Origin of the sequence: Pseudomonas sp. WS 5071 (assembly GCF_012985765.1) — a bacterium.
GTDB lineage: Bacteria > Pseudomonadota > Gammaproteobacteria > Pseudomonadales > Pseudomonadaceae > Aquipseudomonas > Aquipseudomonas lundensis_A.
Map to the genome: position 1 here is coordinate 228,161 of NZ_JAAQWY010000001.1, position 18,026 is coordinate 246,186.

Below are 18,026 nucleotides of genomic sequence, written 5' to 3' on the forward strand. Positions count from 1 at the left end.
TCGCATGAGTCAACGTTGTGTGCCGCTGTTCAAACAAGTTGTCTGGACGCTGATGTTGAGCGGCCTGTCTGTGCAAATGGCTGTGGCGGCATCGGCCCAATGCGCGTCACTGGGGGCGTTGCCCGCTGTGCTGGAAGTGGCGCAGGGCACCCAACAAGCACTGGATTCACCCGTCAGCATCACCCGCATTGCCGTGGGTGACCCGACCATTGCCGATGTACACGCCAATGGCGACAGTGCCTTTTTACTGACCGGCGTTGCGCCGGGTACTACCAGCCTGATGGTCTGGACCGCCTGTTCCAAATCACCGCGCCAGAGCATGGTGTTCGTCAAGGGCAAAGCGACTGCAGCGCTGACCAGTGCCGCGCTGTCACCGTCTGAAGACCCGACGTTGCCCAGTCAGGTACAGACGGATATCCGCTTCGTAGAAGTCAGCCGCACCAAGCTGCAAGAAGCCAGTACCTCGATTTTCGGCATGGGCAGCAACTTCCTGTTCGGTTCGCCGGGCTCGCTGATTACCACGGCGGAAAACGTCATCACCGGCGGTCCTCCGGCCAACAACAAGTACTTCAACATCGGTTTTGGCGGCGGGCGTGTCAGGGCCATGATTAATGCCCTCGAAGGCAGCGGCTTTGCCTACACCCTGGCGCGCCCGAGTCTGGTGGCGCTGAGCGGCCAGAGCGCAACGTTTCTCGCCGGCGGCGAAGTGCCAGTGCCGGTGCCCAGCAGTGGCAGCGACAACGTGTCGATCGAGTACAAAGAGTTCGGCATCCGCCTGACCTTGACCCCCACCATCGTAAGCCGCGACCGCATCGTGCTCAAAGTCGCCCCTGAAGTCAGTGAACTGGACTACACCAATGCGGTGAATATCGCGGGCACGATGGTGCCGGGTCTGAATGTGCGCCGTACCGATACCAGTATTTCCCTGGCCGATGGCGAAAGTTTTGTCATCAGCGGCTTGATCAGTTCGCGCAACAGCTCGCAGGTGGACAAGTTTCCGGGGTTAGGCGACATCCCGATTCTCGGGGCCTTTTTCCGCTCCTCCAACATCAGCCGCGAAGAGCGCGAGTTGCTGATGATTGTGACCCCGCACCTGATTCAACCGTTGGCGGCCAATGCCCAATTGCCTTCTCTGCCCGGAGAAAAACTGCGCAATTACGACCCCAATTGGTACCGCTTGTACTTCCTCGAAAACGGCAACTTTAATCGCCGTAGCGGGTTATCCAAATGAGCCAGAGCTTGAGCCAGACGTTTCTCGCATTGACGCGAAACAACACCGATCTTGAGTGGTTACAAGGCGCACTGGCGCCCATGGGCCAAGTGGTGGGCGCTGGCACGGGCAGTCTGGATGAGTTGCTGGCGCTGGTGGATGTCACCTTCGCCGGGCTGGTGTTCGTGGGACTGGACCGCGAGAAAGTGGTGTCGCAGTGCGCATTGATTGAAGGCGCGCTGGAAGCCAAACCGATGTTGGCCATCGTGGCGCTGGGCGATGGCATGGACAATCAGTTGGTGCTCAACGCCATGCGCGCCGGTGCGCGGGATTTTGTCGCATATGGTTCGCGCTCCAGCGAAGTGGCCGGGTTGGTTCGACGCTTGAACAAGCGGCTGCCCGCCGTTACACCCAATGCGCAGCTGGGCGGCCTGACCGTGATGTACAGCGCGCAGTGCAACGCCGATGGCGCCTTGCTGTCCAGTCATCTCGGGCTGGTCGTGCAGAAGAGCGATCAGCAAACCCTGTTGCTTGATTTGGGTTTGCCCCGTGGCGACAGCCTCACGCTATTGGGGCTGGAAAGTTCGTTCTACTTTGGCGATGCCCTGCGCCACTTGCGGCGACTGGACAGCACGCTGATCGACAGCGCCTTCACCGCCGCCCCCGGCGGTTTGCGCATCCTGGCCTACAGCGACAGCGATGAACCGCTGGAGCACACCAGCGCGGCCGAGCTGTACATGCTGCTCAGTGCTTTGCGTCAGCATTTTCAACACATCGTGGTGAACCTCACGGGCCAGCCTGACAGCGAAGCATTGCGCACATTTGTCAGCCATTGCGACAAGTTGTTGTGGTACACCGACCAGAACATCCTCGACTGCCGACGCAATCTGGCGATCCTCAACCTGTGGCGCGCCAAAGGCATGAAGCTCGAACATGCGCGGCTGTTGGTGGACCGTTACCTGCGGGGTGTGGCGCCCGACGCCGACGCTCTGGCCAAGACGTTTGGCCTGGAAGTGCTGGTCAGCTTGCCGCCCGCCGACGAGTTGCGAATGAACGCCAAAAACCAGGCCACCACGCTGTTCGAGCTGGGCCCGCGCGAGGCCCTGAGCCAAGGCCTGAAAACCTTGGGTGAGCGCTTGGCCAAACGCTCGCAAGGGCTGGCCAAGCCGCCCGCCCATTGGCTGACACGCCTCTGGGGGCCTAAATGAGCAGCGAGAAACTGTTTGGCGCGGGCCTGCACAGCAAGAATGGCCATGCCGATCACGACAGCCTGAAACTGGTGCTGCACCGCTACATCATCGATGCCATTGAAGAAACCGGGAAAAACCTGCTGGAAGACTCGCGCCATGCGCTGGCCCAGTTCGTGACGGACAAAGTGGCCGAATACGTGTCACGCCTGCACCTGGCGATCTCACGTTATGAAATGGAGCGTCTGGCCGAGGAAATCGTGGATGAACTTACCGGGTTTGGCCCGCTGGAAGTGCTGCTGCGCGACCCGGCGGTGACCGAAATTCTGGTCAACGGCCCGTACCGGGTGTTTGTCGAGCGCGACGGCATTCTGCACCAGAGCGAGTTGCGTTTTATCGACGACCACCATGTCGAGCGGGTGATGCAGCGCATTCTCGCGCCGTTGGGGCGCCGCCTCGACGAATCCTCGCCCATGGTGGATGCCCGCATGCCCGACGGCAGCCGGGTCAATGCGATCATTCCGCCAATCGCCTTGGACGGCCCGTGCCTGTCGATTCGTAAGTTTCGCAAGGACATGCTCAAAAGCACGGACCTGATGGCCATGCAAACCATCGATCAGGCGATTTTCGACTTCATTCAGGAAGCCGTGAGCAAGCGTTGCAACATCCTCATCAGCGGCGGCACGGGCACCGGGAAAACCACCTTGCTGAATATCCTCAGCCAGTTGATCAACCCCTATGAGCGGCTGGTCACTATCGAGGACGTGGCCGAATTGCAGCTCGGTCACCCGCACGTGGTGCGCCTGGAAACCCGTGCGCCCAATGCTGAAGGCCATGGTGAAGTCAAAGCCAGCGACCTGATTCGCAACGCCCTGCGGATGCGCCCCGACCGCATCATTCTCGGGGAAATCCGCGGGGTTGAAGTGCTCGACGTGTTGACCGCGATGAACACCGGGCACGATGGCTCCATGAGCACCGTGCACGCCAACACCGCACAGGATGCGCTGTTGCGACTGGAAACACTGGTGGGCCTGACCGGGCGCACAGTGGCGGAGAAAACCCTGCGCCAAATGATCTGCGCCGCGCTGGACGTCATCATCCAGCTCACGCGCATGCCAGACGGGCGTCGCTGCGTCAGTGAAGTGTTGGAAGTGGTGGGCGTGCGCGATGATGTGTACGTCACCAACACCCTGTTCCGGCTGGATCGACGCACGGGGTTTGGCTTTATGCGCGAAGCGCTGAACCCGGCAGGCGACAAGTTACGTCGCGAGCCGATTGCGAACCTTCACGGCTGAGGGGCAGAACATGATCCCGGCCTTGCTGCTGTTACTGATTGCCTTACTGATGTTGGGCCTGGCGCTGTTTATTGTTTTTCGCGTCTTGCGTAATCCGACCACCAGCCGGGTGCTCAGTCGGCTGGCCGAAGGGCAGCCGCCACCGGCCGCAAAATTCGGCGGTCTGGCCTGGCTGGACCGCGCCTTCTTGCAGGCCGGGCTGCCACGGCCGTCGGAGCGCCTGGGGCTGTGGCTCGGCGTGTGGGCCGCGGCGATAGTGGTGGCGGGGCTCGTGGGTGGCTGGACGTTGTCAGTCGCCTTTGCGGTGTTGCCGCCTGTGTGTCTGAAACTGTTCCTCAGCTGGCGTTATCACCGACAGGTGCGGCGCATGGTTGAGCAGTTGCCGCAGTTGCTCGACCACTGTGTACGCAGTTTGAAGGCTGGGCGCACGTTGGCCGATGCGGTGCTGAATGCAATCGAGGCGTCCAGTGACCCCCTCAAAACTGCTATCAGTCGCGTTTCGCGCAACGTGCAACTGGGTGTCAGCTTGCCCGAAGCGGTGCAGGACTTTGCCGAGCTTTACGAGCGTGAGGAGTTTCGCCTGTTTGCCCTCGGCTTGAAGGTCAACAACCGCTATGGCGGCAACGCCAGCGAACTGCTGGAAAACCTCATCACCCTGATCCGCGAGCGTGAACAAGGGGCGCGCCAGCTCAAAGCCATGACCGGTGAAACACGGTTTACGGCCATGGTGCTGGCGGCCTTGCCGGTGCTGGTGATGGTGTATTTCATGCTGACCAATCCCGAGTACCTGCCCAAGATGTGGAACGACACGTCCGGTCAGCACTTGTTGCTGACAGCGCTGGCAATGCAGGTGATTGGCTGCTTTACCCTGTGGCGCATGGTGCGGAGCGTATGACATGGCCTTGCTGATAAGCGTTGTCTTGTTGCTGGCCGCCCTGGCACTGGTGATCAACACCGTGATCCAGCAGCGGATGCGCCAGCAACGCGTCATGCAGCGTCTGGAGGGGGCGAAAACCGGGCCGGGCAAATTCAGTTCATGGCTGCGCGCGGTGGGCAGCAGCAAGGTGGGCCAGCGCTCGGTGTCGCTGGATAACGAAACTCAGGCGTTGCTCACCCGGCTGGGCTGGCGCACGGCCAGTCAGCGCTCATTGTTTGCCGCTTTTCAGGTGGGCACCCCGGTGGTGCTGGCCGGACTGGTGTTTGTAGGCCATAAGGTGTTTTACCCCGACGCGGGCAACCTCGGGGTTGCACTGCTGTTCGGGTTGGCCATCGGCTACTTGATCCCCAAACGCTTACTGGCATTGGCGGCTGCCCGGCGCCAGCAACAGATCGCGAATGAGGTGTCCACGTTTATCCCGTTGCTGCGCATCCTGTTTGAGTCCGGCATGGCGGTGGAGCAAGCGCTGCGCGTGTTGAGCCAGGAGGGGCAGCAATTGTTACCCGTGTTGACCGGGGAACTGCGGCTGGTGCTGGCCCGTGTCGACTCCGGGCTGGAGCTGGGTCAGGAACTGCAAAAAACCGCGAGCCTGCTGGCGGTCGATGAGTTCGACGATACCTGCGTGATTCTTCAACAACTGATCCAGCAGGGCGGCGGCGCAATGAAGTCGTTGCAGGCGCTGAAAGCGTTGCTGGATGACCGGCGCCTGACGCGCATGCAGGAATACATCTCGAAAATGTCGGCCAAGATGTCCGTGGTGATGATGGTGTTTCTGTTTCCTGCATTACTGATTGTATTGGCCGGCCCCAGTTTTATGGCTATTTCGCGGGCCTTTGGCTCTTGACCGGGAGTGTGAGCATGAAAGCTGTGATCGTCGCGTGTGGGCTGCTGATGCTGGGCGGCTGTGCGACCGGGGGCGCGAGTAACCCGCCTTGGCTGGCCTTGAGTGGCAGTTGCGCCAAGTTGAGTGGCGATCAAGAGTTGTCGATGAACCTGGCCGACGACATGGCCAAGGAAGGCAAACTGCACGCCAGTCTGGCCAACCTGCAAAGCCTGCCTGAGCGCTATGGGCAGGTCCAGTTGCGTAAGGCACGCATCTATCGCCAGTTGGGCCGCAGCGAGGCGCAAGCCCTTTATCAAAGCTTGCTGGGCACCTGTCTGGCGGCCGAGGGCGAGCATGGTTTGGGACAATTGGCGGCGGGGCGCGGAGACAACGCGCAAGCGCTGGCCTACCTGCAAAAAGCGGCCAGTCTGGCGCCCACCGATGACAAGATTCGCAATGACTTGGGGGTGGTTTACCTGAACCTGCTGCGCATCGACGACGCACGCTTTGAATTTTTGACCGCGCTGGAGCTCAGCAAAGATGACGACGCGTTGGCGGCGTTGAACCTGGTGACGCTGTTGATCTATCAGGACAACTGGAAGCAGGCGGCGGAACTGGTCACCCGTGCCGGATTGACGCCGGAACAAGTGACCGAAGCCCAAGCGCGTGCGCAAGCACTTAAAGCCCCGGCCAGTAATCAGGTGGCGGTGCTCAAATAACGGAGGTGTGCGATGGCAATAAGCGTACGTGTCGGGGTGTTACTGCTGTGGGTGCCGTTGAGCGCACTGGCCATCGAGCCGGGCCCGGCGTCACGTTATCAGCAGGAAACCGAAAACTGGTTGCAGATTCAGGTCAGCGGTAAAGAGCGATCGAACGTGCCGCAAACGGTCACGCCGCAGGAGCGCGAACAAAGCCTGCAACGGTTGCTGAAAAGTTACGATCACGAAATCCCTGAGTACTACAAGCAGGAATCGGGCAGCGGGGGCGGTACGTCCAATTAAAACGCCCGCCACCGCCTGTACTCGCTGGGCCGGCGCGCGTATAGGCGTGCGGGCTTCAGTGGGCCGTCAGCCGGTGCTGTTTGGCGCTGGCATTGGGTGACAGCGCCAGTGCCAGCTGGGTACGGTTGTTCATGTGGGTCAGGCGCAGCACTTGCGACACGTAGAGTTTGACTGTGTTTTCCGTGATGCCCAGGTCGCAGGCGATCTGGTAATTGGTCTGGCCCTTGCCCACCAGACGGGCCACGTCCAGCTGGCGTGGTGACAACTGCTGAAAGATGGCTGGCATGGTTTCAGACACGTCGCCACTGGCGCCCTCATCGGCGGCTGACAGCGGCGGGCGTCTTACCGATTCCATGTCCTGATAAAGGTCGTCAATCGAGTCCGCCAAAAACTGTAGCTTCTGATTCAAGTGCCCAAGTTGCGCGCTTTTCATGCGTTCGCGCACGCGCTCTTCCTGACGCTGAATGCCTTCGAGCAATTCATTGAGGTCGACCGGTTTTTGGTAGTAATCCGCAATGCCGATACGCAAGGCCTTGATCACGTCCTGTTTATCGGCACGGCCGGTCAGCAGAATGCTTTCAAACAAGCGCTTTTTGCCGGCGAACTTTTGCAGGTGTTGGGTCAGTTCGATGCCATTCATCTCCGGCATGTGCAAATCGCACAGCACCAGACCGATTTCGGGGTCTGCGCAGAAACTTTCAATCGCTTCGCGGCTCGATTCACAAGGCACACACCGGTAGCCGCTGCTTTCCAGAAACTCGCAGAGTTCTTCGACGATCAAGGGCTGGTCGTCAACCACCAGCACTTTTATGAGTGGGCTAAGCTTGTTCACGCGTTACTCCATGCCTGGCAAGCCAATTCAAGGCAACTTGCCCCTCTCATCATGAGAAGGCTGGTTTAAAAGTAGACCCACTTTCCCTTGCTGTACACGGAATAAATCCTACGCATGCACTAGGGCATGCACAGCCAAACCAGGGTAAAACCCGCCAGCAAAAAGGGAGCGAAGGGGATTTTTTTTGACAGATTCCCGGGCTCTTCAACATCAGGCGTTGTAACCCGTTGATAAAGCAGCGGCAGGATTTTTGACGCGATCAGCATCCACAGCACAGCACACACACCTGCGCCGATCACCGTGCCCAACACCGTCAGACGATCGGTGGCCAGGGCGAGGGCGATCAGCAGTTTTACATCGCCGGCGCCGAACGTATTGAGCGCATACCCAGGCAACGTCAGCACCAGCACGATCAGCAGCGCGACCCCGGCTTCGCTGGCGGGTGCGCCGAGCCAGGTGTGGCCGCTCCAGAGCAGATACAACACGGCCAGCGCCATGCCGCCCAGTGTCAGGGTGTTGGCAATCTGGCGCTGGTACAGATCCTGAAGTGCGCAAGCGCTTAACCAGAGGTACAGGACTATTAGCGGTGTCACGTAATCGGCGTCCCTTTTTGGCGAATGATTCTATGCTCATTTGACGTGTGGTTTTCAGGGTAGACGCAGTCATGAAAACAAGCCTCTCCACAAAGGAAAAAGGCGCAGCGGCCATCGAATTTTCGCTGGTGTTTGTGGTGTTTTTCGCCGTGTTTTACGGCGTCGTAAGTTACAGCCTGCCGCTTTTGCTGATGCAGTCGTTCAACCACTCCACGGCTGAAGCGGTGCGCCGCAGTGTGGCGCTGGACCCGACCGTCTCCCCCGCGACGTACACGCAAGATGTACAAAATCGCGCCTTGAGCGTGTTGAGTGACCAACTCTCTTGGGTGCCGACCGCCTTGAAAAGCAGCCTTAATAAACAGGCGGTCTATAGCGGTGGGGTGCTAACCGTCACCGTCAGCCTGCCAGCCTCCGCGTTAAGCGCCATCATGCCGGTGCTGGTGCTGCCGGGGAACATCAAGGTGCCCAGCTTGCCGACCACCTTGACGGCTCAATCGAGTTTGCAGTTTTGATCAGCGGCGAGCGCCTGTTCGGGCGGCTACTGGGCCGGGCTGATGAGCCCGTTGCGTTGGCGCCTACCCCGCTGCTTGTAAAGGCGGGTATTCAAATACGGCTCGATCAGCACGGCCATGTGCTGGAGATACAGGCCGCGCAGCCCCATGCATTGGTCATGGCGATGGGCAATGGCCCGCCGCGGCTATTAGTCGATTATCTGGTGCCGGGCAGCACGCTGGCCCTCGAAGGCACGCCCCGAGATTGGCATGGGCAAAGCCTGGACCTCATGTTTCAGGTCGGCGGTGGCCCTGTTGTGCATACCCGCGGCTGGGTACAGCCACAGGGTGACGGCTGGTTGCTGCAACTGTTGGACATCAGCGATTTGTTGTTGGGCCAACAGCAGGCGCGCCACCGCGAGCTCACCCACCTGCTCACCACCCACATGGGCGAGCAATTGCGCCGCTGCGGCACAGCGCGCGTGCCAGCGGTGGTGACCGATCTGTTGCAGCAGGTGGCGCAGCATTGGCATATCCCGTGTGTGGCGCTGGCCTTGCCAGACGCCACGCAGACCGAATGGCGTATCTACAGTGTTTACCAGCGCCATGATGCGCCTGCGTTGTGGGACGTCGACCAAGCGCTGGGCAGCACCCTCGACAGCTTCAATGGTCACGTCCCCCAGCGTTTTGAAGCGCTGCATGGCATCAATGACAAGCCCCGGCTGAGCGGGCTGTTTGGCAATACCGATGGCTTGCTGGTGCCTTACAACGATCATCAAGGGGTGAGTGCGTGGCTCTTGTTCGGCCACTACCCGGCCAGTCGTCACGCCCCGTCCATGGGCGACAACGATTGGCTACAGGTGTGCGCGGCATTGGCGGGGCCGCTGCTTAATCGCCTGCGCGAGCAGCAACACGTGCAGCAGATGGAGCGCATGGAGGCGTTACAGGGCCTGCTGGGCAGCGGCTGGTGGGAGTGGTCGCCCAGCACGCAGCAACTGATGCTTGCCCCGCCTTTGGCTGCGAGCCTGCTCCCTGCTCAAGCTGCTCATATGTCCCGTGACGCGTGGTTGGGGCTGTTTCATCCGGCAGACCGGGAAGAGCTGGCCAGCCGTTTCAATGATTTGTTGTCCCACGATACCCCCCTGTTGTTGTTGTTGTTGTTGTGCGTGCGCTTGCGCCAACCCGACAGTACGCGGCCGGTGACCTGGTATCGCATTCAGGGCCAGGTGCTGGGCGCAGAGGGCGGGCCACGTGTGGTGGGGTTCATGCTGGATGTCAGTGACATGCAAAACCAGCAACAGCAAGCGGCGGCGGCCCATGCGCGGCTCGACAACCTGATTGCCAGCTCCCCGGCCGTGATTTATGTGCAGCGCTATGCTGAGGGCGCGTTGCTGCCTGAATTCTTCAGCGCCAGCTTGCAACCTTTGTTGGGCTGGACGCGGGAAGCGTGCACGGCCACCGCGTTGATCGAGTGGGTGCACCCTGAGGACCGTGAGCATTACTTCGAACGCACGCGACGACTGCTGCGCGAAGGCAGTGTGCGCAGTCGCTATCGACTGCGCGACCTCCAGGGCGACTACCACTGGTTACTGGACGAGGCCAAGTTGCTGCGTGACGACTTGGGGTTGCCGGTCGAGGCCGTGGGCCTGTGGCTGGACATCACCGATGCCACGGAAGCCGCGGAGCGGGTCAAGCACAGCGAAGAGCGCTATCGCATGCTGGTGGAAGATTCCCCGGCGATGATCTGCCGCTACACCCCCGACTTGACCCTGACCTTTGGCAATCGCCCGTTAGCCAATTACCTGGAGTGCGCGCCCGAACAGTTACCGGGCATCAACCTCAGCGGCTGGTTGTCGCCGGAGCAACATCTGGCGTTTGTACAACGTTTGGCCACCTTGACCCCCGAATTCCCGGTCAGTACCGCCGAAATCAGCCTGCAACTGCCGGGGCGCGAACACGCGTGGTGGGTCTGGTCGGACCGCGGCGTGTTTGATGAGCACGGGACGTTGATCGAAGTGCAGGCGGTGGGGCGCGACAACACCGAAGTGCGGCGTTCGCAACAGCAGCTGACCCAGAGCGCCAAAATGGCCACCTTGGGCGAGATGGCCACCGGGCTGGCCCATGAGATCAATCAGCCGCTGAACGTGATGCGCATGGCCATCGTCAATGTGCTCAAACGCCTGAGCAACGGCGATGTGCAGATCGATTACCTGCAAGACAAACTCAATCGCCTCGATACCCAAGTGCAACGTGCGGCGCGGGTGGTAGACCACATGCGGGTGTTTGGTCGGCGTTCGGAGATCGAACAGCAAGTGTTTAACCCCGCCATTGCCATCGATGGCACGCTGTCACTGCTCAGTGACGGGCTGCGCGGCAAAGGCGTAGAGATTCGCTGCGAAGGGCTGGACTGCGGCGTCAACGTGCGCGGCCATGTCGACCAATTGGAACAGGTGCTGATTAACCTGCTGGTCAACGCCCGTGATGCCTTGCTCGGCAAGCGTGAAAAAGACCGTGACTTCGCGCCGTGGATCGGCCTTGGCATCGAAACAGCCCCCCGCCACGTGCGGTTGTGGGTACAGGACAACGCAGGCGGCATCGACCCTCGGTTGCTGGAGCGCATCTTCGAACCGTTCTTCACCACCAAACCCGTCGGCGTAGGCACGGGGCTGGTGTTGTCAGTGAGCTACGGCATCATCGACAACATGGGCGGACGGCTCAGCGTCAGCAACACCGAACACGGCGCCCGGTTTTGTGTGGAACTGCCCGTGGCGGAGGATCAGAGCACGAGTTGAGCGCGGCCGCCTTGGCCACAGGTCAGGTTAGCGCCGACTTGAACGTCTACCAGACTGATGCCTAAGTTCTTCAACAGGCTATTAACGATGGGGTCCACTAAGGCCCCCAGCAATTTGGTAAGGGTTGGTAGCAACAGAGTGACGACCCCGCTAATCGCAGTGGTTGCCGTCCCCACTACTGTGCTTAACGGATTACTGTTCGACGGTGCGTATGCTTGGATTTTCACGCCGGAAAGGGTTGTACTCAAACTGTTGACGACATCGTTTGTGGGCGCAAGGCTGCGAACAGCTGGCGGCAGCTTAAGGTTGGGCGGCGTGGCGTCAGGGGTGATGTTTTTAGAGAAAATCAGTGTCTGCGCGTTGGCTGTGGGGGGCGTGCTTCCAAGAGGCGCGTTGACGGTTAATGCAATGCCGCCTCCCGCGAACGGTACACGTGCGCCACAAGTGCCCAAGAACCCAAGAATGCGATGACAGGTTTTTATCCCGATATCTACAATCGGTACGGCCTGGGCAGTGGGCGGGACGTTGGAAGCGAAAGCGGCAACCGGATCAATTTTTCCTGCACGAAGGGTTGCCAGTGACTTGGTGGTGGAGAGCGTCAGGCTTTTGGTGTTATCGCTCCCTGAGGGGCAGGTATAACCGGTTACTTTTGCGGTAGCTGAAGCGGCATCGATGCTGATATCAATCTGCGGCGTTGGCAGTAGCACCGTGTCGAGTTGTTGGCAGCCTGCACCGAGCAGGCACAGGGCGCTGCCCAGCGTGTCGACCAGATTCAGACTCAGCAGGCTGTTCAGGACGGGCGTGAGCGAACCGACCAAGTCGGTGACTGCATTGGTCAGACCGGCGATATTGCTTAATAAGGGAACATTCAGCGATATCAGTGCCCTGACTTGAGCGGTACTGACTTGCAACGTTTGTTTGCCCGGATCGCCTATGATTGAAAACTGCGGGGGCTCGATCACTTTCAAACGTACGTTAACGCTCAAAACGCCGGGGATATCGACGGGCAAAGTGAGCGCAACAGCATTGTTGGCATTCGCCACTTGTAGGAACGCCTGAATCATCTGTATCAGTTGAAGGTTGGCATCCAGACCGGCAGTGGAACTGCCTGTGTTGAGTTTGAGCAAATCCCCAAGCGTGACCACAGCGGGGTTTAGTTTTACGGCAGTTTGTAACCCCAGCAGCGCCGCTTTCACATCAGCCGTAGCGCCGTTCATGTCCATAACCGTGGCCGCTGTTTGAATAAGCTGGGTCAACGTTGTTTTTGCTGCGAGCAGATTAGTGTAATCCCCCGCCGTCAATTTCAGGTCTATGGCCAGTTGGTTAAGGTAACTGAGTAAATTGATGTCGCTGTTAATCAAACCGTTCCAGCCCGCAACGGACAGATTAAGGCTTCCGCCGGCCAATCCCCCGATCACCGCGTTGAGCACGGCCGCTTGTGAATTCGTAGATATGGTTGTCAGCGTGCTGCGAATACTGATTTGCGCCAATGTCGCACTGGGCGAGGCCCCCACCGCGCTCGCCGTCAATCGGGTATTGAAGCCAAATTTCCCGTTGGAAAACAGGTTCCACAAGCCGCCCGCCACACTGGTTGGCACTACCGTGGTGGTAATGACGCGAATGGCGTCAGACTTGCTTGCATCGGCGCTGAATGTGCGCAGCATGTCGCTACCGGTCACCAGTGTGCCGCAAGTGGCGCTTAAGGTTTGTGTACTGCCGGGAGGGAAGTTGTTGCGCGTCGCGCTGGCGATAGCGTACGTGGTGGCCGTGTTGGTGCCGGTCGCCAGGCAATTGCCGCCCCGACTGACGGCCTCCAATACCGCGACATCCGCGACCCGTTGCAACTTGCGTTGCTCCAGGTACAAGCGGCCGCTGTCGACTACCAGCAACATAAACAACAGCACCAGGCCGAAGGTCAGGGCCGCCATCAAACCAATTGCTCCCCGCTGCGAACGAGGGCTGCTAAAACGGATGCCACGCAATTGGGGAGACATCGAGCACTCCTTTGCCGGCTTGCTGCCGAGCGCAACTCTCCAAGGGTGCAAAGGAGTGTAGTCAAGGTGCGCAGCACGCGCTGGCAAGTTGCCAGTCGGGGGACTGAACGGCAGCGACTACAGGGTATGCAGTTGCTGCCGGGCGGTCATTTGGCCTGCGGTTTGGGCGGGTAGTCGCTGAGGATCTTGCTCACGGCTTCGTGAATCGCCGCGCTGCGTTGCGCAGGCGTCGGGCTTGTGTCGACCACTTTTTCAGCACTGCCACGCCACACCAGTTGGTCGGTTTTGGCGTCGATCAGGTCAATTTGAAGGGTGCCTACCTGGTAGTTGATGTTGCGCACTTCATCGTAGACCGGCGCGCCCCAGTAACCTTCCCACGGGCCGCCCCAATAACCGCCCCACGGTCCACCCCAAGGGCCGCCGTAGCCATAGCCATAATTAGTCACCACTTGCTCCTGACGCTCAGCAACGATCAAGTAGGTCTGCACCCACAGGTCGGCCTTGGTTGCAGGGGTCACTTGGCGCAAGCCGCGCTGGTCCAACTGATAGGCCACGGCCTGGGTGATGCGTTGTTGGGTCAGGTCGCTTTTCAGCATCGGGTTATTGGGGACAAATTGCAGTGCGGGTTCCTTCCAGGCCCACGTGTGGAAGCTGGCGAAATCAACGGAAGGGTTGTAGTCGTGCGTGACCTGCATCGATTCGCAGGCGCTGAGCAGCAGTGCCAGCCCCACGAGCGCTATTCGACGTAGCATGATGATTCTCCACTTCAACGATGAGTCTTAATGAGGAGGATAGGCCTGTACTGCTGTGTTCAGCGATTCGCGTAAAGAGTTGCCGCGCTCGCTCAGGCTGCCCTTGCTGCTGGTTTCGGCGCTGGAACTCCAGACAGGCTCACCGGTTTTGCCGTCGTACAGGTTAAGCCGCACCACCATGACTTCCACTTCGTACGTTCGAATGATGGGTACGGTGTTGTACATACCGAACTGATTGCCATAACGACTGTAGCGATCTCCATAGAACCCGCCGTAACCCGCCCCATAACCATAGTCGTCCTGAACCTGGCGCAAGCGTTTTTCTGTATGTAAATCTGCACTGACCCGTAAATCCGGTGCGCGGCCAGGCTGGACCGGGCGCAAGCCTCGCTGGTCCAGGGCTGTGCTCACGGCTTCGGCAATCTGTGCCGAGTCGGCCCAGGCCGAACCTGCAGGCAGGCGGTCGTTGAGCCAGGCCCAGCTCTGGTAGCGAGCATAGTCGCGCGGGGGCGCCGGGTAGGCGCTCAAATCAATGGCGTTGGCAGCCTGCGGCGGGGCGGCAGGCATAGGCAGCGACGTGGCGGTATACGGGTTGGGGCTTTGGCAGGCGCCCAGCCCCAGGCTCAGAATCACAAGCGCAATGCGGCGATACATGAAACTCCCCCAAGAGGTGAACAGTTAACGCGGGCGGCATACCCAATGCAGGTAACGACCCAACCCTGCAAACGCAGGGTGGCGACGATGGGCCAGCTCCATCTCAACCAGTGCGTCGAGTTCTGCGCGGGCCTGGAACTCGACCGGCATGTAATCGTGGAATACACGCACGCCACTTTGGCTTTCAACCTGCCAAAGACCTTGCATGGCCTGCCCCAGCTCCCGTGGATCAAGGGGCTGCTGCGGGGTGAGGCTCTGCTTTTCGCCAGCCATGTCGTTCTTGCGCATTTTGCGGAAGTGACCTTTGAGCAGGTTGCGGTAGATCAGCGCATCCCGGTTGTAGAACGCCAGCGACAGCCAGCCGCCCTGGGCTGTCAGTTGATGCAGCACCGGCAGGATCGCATGGGGCTCGGCCAGCCACTCCAGCACCGCATGACACAGCACCAGGTCGTACGGTTCGGTCAGTTGGCCCAAGAGCTCTTGCCAGGACGCCTGAATAAAGGTGCCGCTCTGGCCTGCTTCGGCAAAGCGTTGACGCGCGCCTTCAAGCATTGGGGCAGCGGGCTCCGCCAGCGTGACATCATGGCCTTGTTCGGCCAGCCACAGCGACATGTGCCCCAGCCCCGCGCCGATGTCCAGCACGCGCAAGCGGCGTTTGGGCAGTGACTCTTTCAGGTCGGCTTGCAACACGGCGAGGCGGATCGCCCCTTTGGCGCCGCCGTAGATTTTTTCCGCGAAGCGGGTGGCCAGCAGATCGAAGTGACGGTCGCTCATTGGCCGAAACGCCTTTCGCTGTCCGCCAATTTGCTGCGTACCACGTCGTTCATGTCCAGGCCGAGTTCGCTGCACAGCAACAAGAGGTAGAGCACGATATCGCCGACTTCCTGACCGGCATGGGCCAATTTGTCAGCGGGAAGCTGGCGGGACTGGTCTTCGGTCAGCCATTGAAAAATTTCCACCAGCTCGGCCATTTCAACACTGGCGGCCATGGCCAGGTTTTTCGGGCTGTGGAAAGGTTTCCAGTCGTTCTTGTCGCGGATGCGGTGCAGGCGTTGGGTCAGTTCGTCGAGGTTCATTGCAGGTGTGCTCTCCAGAAGGCGCAAAGCTTGCGACCGAATGGACGTGGGCGCAAGTAGTCGCTGGCGCATCCGACAACCGCGACGCGTGGGAGGGCTATTTAACTCAGCGGCCGCCAACGCCCGACCATGTGCACCAGGTCGGGATGACCATTGACCTGGAAGTCGCCACTGGAACCGCCAGCGCTGCTTTGCAAAATCACTTCTGCAGGCAGGCGCACCGGTTTTTTGAAGTCCACCGTGATTTCGACGTTGGCCGCTGGCAAGTGCGAACTCAACGCGGCCAGCGTCCGGGCTTCAAGCCACAGCCCGTGGGCAATGGCCGTCGGCAGGCCGAACAGTTTGGCGCTGGCGGTGCTCAGGTGGATCGGGTTGTAATCCCCGGACACCTTGGCATAACGGCGACCGATGTCTTTGGCGGCATACCAGCGCGTCAACTCGGTCATGCCACCTGCAACAGGGGTGGCAGGCTGGTGCGCCTCGCCCGGTAAATCGACACCTTTACACAGCAAGGTACTTTGCGCCTCCCACAGTGGGCCGATCAAATCGTCCACCCGTGTGATCACGTCAAACGTCGCGCCTTTGGGGTGTTTTTGCAGGTTGTGCGCGTACACGCCAATGCGCAGTTGAGAGACGCTGCCCATGGGGCGCAACACGCGAATCTGGTTGCTCAGGTGGATCAACCCCAGCAGCGGAAACGGAAACGCCTGGTCGGTCAGTAACTGCATTTGCAACCCGAACGCCAGGATGTGCGGATACGTCGGTGGCAACAGTGAACTGGCGGGCAGGTCGCACGCCTCGCGAAAGGCCTCCAGCGGTTTGGCGTCCACCGCCACCCAGCAACGCAGCCCTTTATCGGGCAAGGTGTCGCCGGTGATTTTACGCTTGCTCGCCGCGTGGGCGTACAGCGCCGTCAGGTGCGGCGGGGTGTCGAGGTCAAGCCAATTCACAGTCATGGCTCAGGCCCCCAATACACTTTGGCCGCACACCCGCAGCGCCTGGCCACTGACGGCGCCCGACCCCGGTTGAGCCAACCATGCCACCGCTTCAGCGACGTCCTGGGGCAAGCCGCCCTGGCCCAGTGAACTCATGCGTCGACCGGCTTCACGCAGGGCAAACGGGATGTGCGCAGTCATCTGCGTTTCAATAAAGCCCGGCGCCACGGCGTTGATACTGATGCCACGTTCACTCAGCAACGGCGCCCATGCGTGGGCCAGACCGATCAACCCGGCCTTGCTCGCGGCATAGTTGGTTTGCCCGCGATTACCGGCAATGCCGCTGATAGACGCGAGCAAGATGACCCGTCCGTTGTCATGCAGGGTGCCGCTGTCGAGCAGGGCTTTGGTCAGCACTTGGGGCGCATTCAGGTTCACGGCCAGCACGGCGTCCCAGTATTCGGGGGTCATGTTGGCCAGGGTTTTGTCCCGGGTGATGCCTGCGTTGTGCACCACGATGTCGATGCCCTCCGGCAGCTGTTCAATCAATTGCGCGGCGGCGTTTTCGGCGCAAATGTCCAGCATGATGCTGCGCCCACCCAGGCGGGCAGCGAGGGCTTCCAGGTCGTTTTTGGCCGCAGGGACGTCCAGCAGGATGATGTCGGCGCCGTCTCGGGCCAGGGTTTCGGCAATGGCCGCGCCGATGCCGCGGGCAGCACCGGTGACCAGCGCCTTGCGCCCGGCCAGTGGTCGGGTCCAATCACTGACTTGGGTCGCGCAGGCCGACAGGCGCAGCACTTGGCCGCTGATGAATGCACTTTTGGGCGACAGGAAAAACCTCAGTGCGCCTTCCAGTTGCTCTTCGGCACCCTCGTCGACGTACAGCAGTTGCAACGTGCTGCCGTTGCGCAATTCTTTGGCCAGTGAGCGGCTGAACCCTTCAAGGGCGCGCTGGGCGCTGGCGGCCAATGGATCGCGTTGGGTGTCGGGTGCACGGCCCAGGATGACCAAGTGCGCGCTGTGTTGCAGGCTGCGCAGTAAGGGCTGAAAAAATTCGCGCAGTTGCTTGAGTTGATCGGTGTGCAGCAAATGGCTGGCATCAAAGACTACCGCTTTGAGCGTTGGCCCCTGACCGGGAATCCACGGGCTGGTGACTGAGGGTTCTGGGCCGTAGCTGAACACGGCATCCGTGAGTTTGCTGGCAAAGGCCGTGATGTGTTCACTCAGCGGGCCACCGCCGATCAACAACGGGCCTTCTACCGGACGCAGGCGCCCGGCCTGCCAGCGTTCCAGTCGCACCAGTGACGGAAGCCCTATCGCACCGACCAGACGCTGGCCGAGGGATGAGTTGGCGAAGTCGATATAACGGTCTGACATGGAACACTCTCCGACACATGGGGTTCAAAGGGTTGACCACAAAAATACAAGGGTCGTTCGTTAAAGGGTGATAGCAC

18 protein-coding genes are annotated in these 18,026 nt (G+C 60.3%); 9 read left to right on the forward strand and 9 right to left on the reverse strand.

Features of this window, described 5'->3' with window-relative positions; translation table 11 throughout:
- Positions 1–4 precede the first annotated feature (4 nt).
- Genes HBN61_RS00895 through HBN61_RS00925 form a run of 7 tightly spaced genes read left to right on the forward strand, consistent with a single transcriptional unit; the run spans position 5 to position 6,453 of the window.
- Positions 5–1,231 (forward strand): type II and III secretion system protein family protein, encoded by a 1,227-nt coding sequence (locus HBN61_RS00895; RefSeq protein ID WP_094992055.1) that lies wholly within the window; start codon positions 5–7, stop codon positions 1,229–1,231.
- Positions 1,228–2,418: a CpaE/TadZ family protein gene (locus HBN61_RS00900; protein WP_169963813.1), complete on the forward strand. Its 1,191-nt coding sequence runs from the start codon at positions 1,228–1,230 to the stop codon at positions 2,416–2,418. The genes HBN61_RS00895 and HBN61_RS00900 overlap by 4 nt, the downstream gene beginning before the upstream one ends.
- Complete coding sequence (locus HBN61_RS00905) at positions 2,415–3,692, forward strand: TadA family conjugal transfer-associated ATPase (protein WP_170045988.1); 1,278 nt, start codon at positions 2,415–2,417, stop codon at positions 3,690–3,692. Before HBN61_RS00900 ends, HBN61_RS00905 begins: the two co-directional genes overlap by 4 nt.
- A 10-nt stretch (positions 3,693–3,702) precedes the next feature.
- On the forward strand, positions 3,703–4,587 hold the full coding sequence (locus HBN61_RS00910; protein WP_169963817.1) for a type II secretion system F family protein: 885 nt from the start codon (positions 3,703–3,705) through the stop codon (positions 4,585–4,587).
- Between the two features lies 1 nt (position 4,588).
- Complete coding sequence (locus HBN61_RS00915; RefSeq protein ID WP_094992059.1) at positions 4,589–5,473, forward strand: type II secretion system F family protein; 885 nt, start codon at positions 4,589–4,591, stop codon at positions 5,471–5,473.
- Positions 5,474–5,487: 14 nt separating this feature from the next.
- Positions 5,488–6,171, forward strand: a complete 684-nt coding sequence (locus HBN61_RS00920) for a tetratricopeptide repeat protein (protein ID WP_094992060.1) — start codon at positions 5,488–5,490, stop codon at positions 6,169–6,171.
- A 12-nt stretch (positions 6,172–6,183) separates the two neighbouring features.
- Positions 6,184–6,453: a DUF3613 domain-containing protein gene (locus HBN61_RS00925; RefSeq protein ID WP_094992061.1), complete on the forward strand. Its 270-nt coding sequence runs from the start codon at positions 6,184–6,186 to the stop codon at positions 6,451–6,453.
- Between the two features lie 55 nt (positions 6,454–6,508).
- Here HBN61_RS00925 and HBN61_RS00930 read toward each other — a convergent pair whose 3' ends face one another.
- Together HBN61_RS00930 and HBN61_RS00935 are read right to left on the reverse strand one after the other, a co-directional pair.
- On the reverse strand, positions 6,509–7,285 hold the full coding sequence (locus HBN61_RS00930) for a response regulator (RefSeq protein ID WP_170045989.1): 777 nt from the start codon (positions 7,283–7,285) through the stop codon (positions 6,509–6,511).
- A gap of 119 nt (positions 7,286–7,404) precedes the next feature.
- Positions 7,405–7,878 carry a prepilin peptidase gene (locus HBN61_RS00935; protein WP_170045990.1) on the reverse strand — a complete coding sequence of 158 codons (474 nt, stop codon included), beginning with the start codon at positions 7,876–7,878 and terminating at the stop codon, positions 7,405–7,407.
- A 71-nt stretch (positions 7,879–7,949) separates the two neighbouring features.
- On the opposite strand from HBN61_RS00935, the gene HBN61_RS00940 reads away from it, so the two are divergent.
- Entirely contained in the window at positions 7,950–8,390 is a 441-nt protein-coding gene (locus HBN61_RS00940; RefSeq protein ID WP_094992064.1) for a TadE/TadG family type IV pilus assembly protein, read from the forward strand.
- Positions 8,387–11,161, forward strand: coding sequence for a PAS domain-containing sensor histidine kinase (locus HBN61_RS00945; RefSeq protein WP_170045991.1), 2,775 nt, complete (start codon positions 8,387–8,389; stop codon positions 11,159–11,161). The genes HBN61_RS00940 and HBN61_RS00945 overlap by 4 nt, the downstream gene beginning before the upstream one ends.
- Here the strand turns inward: HBN61_RS00945 and HBN61_RS00950 are convergent.
- From HBN61_RS00950 to HBN61_RS00980, 7 genes are all read right to left on the reverse strand, one after another.
- Positions 11,146–13,155, reverse strand: coding sequence for a pilus assembly protein TadG-related protein (locus HBN61_RS00950; protein ID WP_170046007.1), 2,010 nt, complete (start codon positions 13,153–13,155; stop codon positions 11,146–11,148). The genes HBN61_RS00945 and HBN61_RS00950 overlap by 16 nt on opposite strands.
- 146 nt (positions 13,156–13,301) lie before the next feature.
- On the reverse strand, positions 13,302–13,907 hold the full coding sequence (locus HBN61_RS00955) for a DUF4136 domain-containing protein (protein WP_094992067.1): 606 nt from the start codon (positions 13,905–13,907) through the stop codon (positions 13,302–13,304).
- 27 nt (positions 13,908–13,934) lie between these two features.
- On the reverse strand, positions 13,935–14,561 hold the full coding sequence (locus HBN61_RS00960; RefSeq protein ID WP_170045992.1) for a DUF4136 domain-containing protein: 627 nt from the start codon (positions 14,559–14,561) through the stop codon (positions 13,935–13,937).
- A 24-nt stretch (positions 14,562–14,585) separates the two neighbouring features.
- A complete protein-coding gene (locus HBN61_RS00965; RefSeq protein WP_169963851.1) occupies positions 14,586–15,335 on the reverse strand; it encodes a methyltransferase in 750 nt (249 codons plus the stop codon).
- A complete protein-coding gene (locus HBN61_RS00970) occupies positions 15,332–15,637 on the reverse strand; it encodes a MazG-like family protein (RefSeq protein WP_094992070.1) in 306 nt (101 codons plus the stop codon). Before HBN61_RS00970 ends, HBN61_RS00965 begins: the two co-directional genes overlap by 4 nt.
- Before the next feature lie 101 nt (positions 15,638–15,738).
- Positions 15,739–16,593, reverse strand: a complete 855-nt coding sequence (locus tag HBN61_RS00975; protein ID WP_170045993.1) for a MaoC family dehydratase — start codon at positions 16,591–16,593, stop codon at positions 15,739–15,741.
- Between the two features lie 3 nt (positions 16,594–16,596).
- A complete protein-coding gene (locus tag HBN61_RS00980) occupies positions 16,597–17,949 on the reverse strand; it encodes a 3-oxoacyl-ACP reductase (RefSeq protein ID WP_170045994.1) in 1,353 nt (450 codons plus the stop codon).
- Positions 17,950–18,026: the final 77 nt, after the last annotated feature.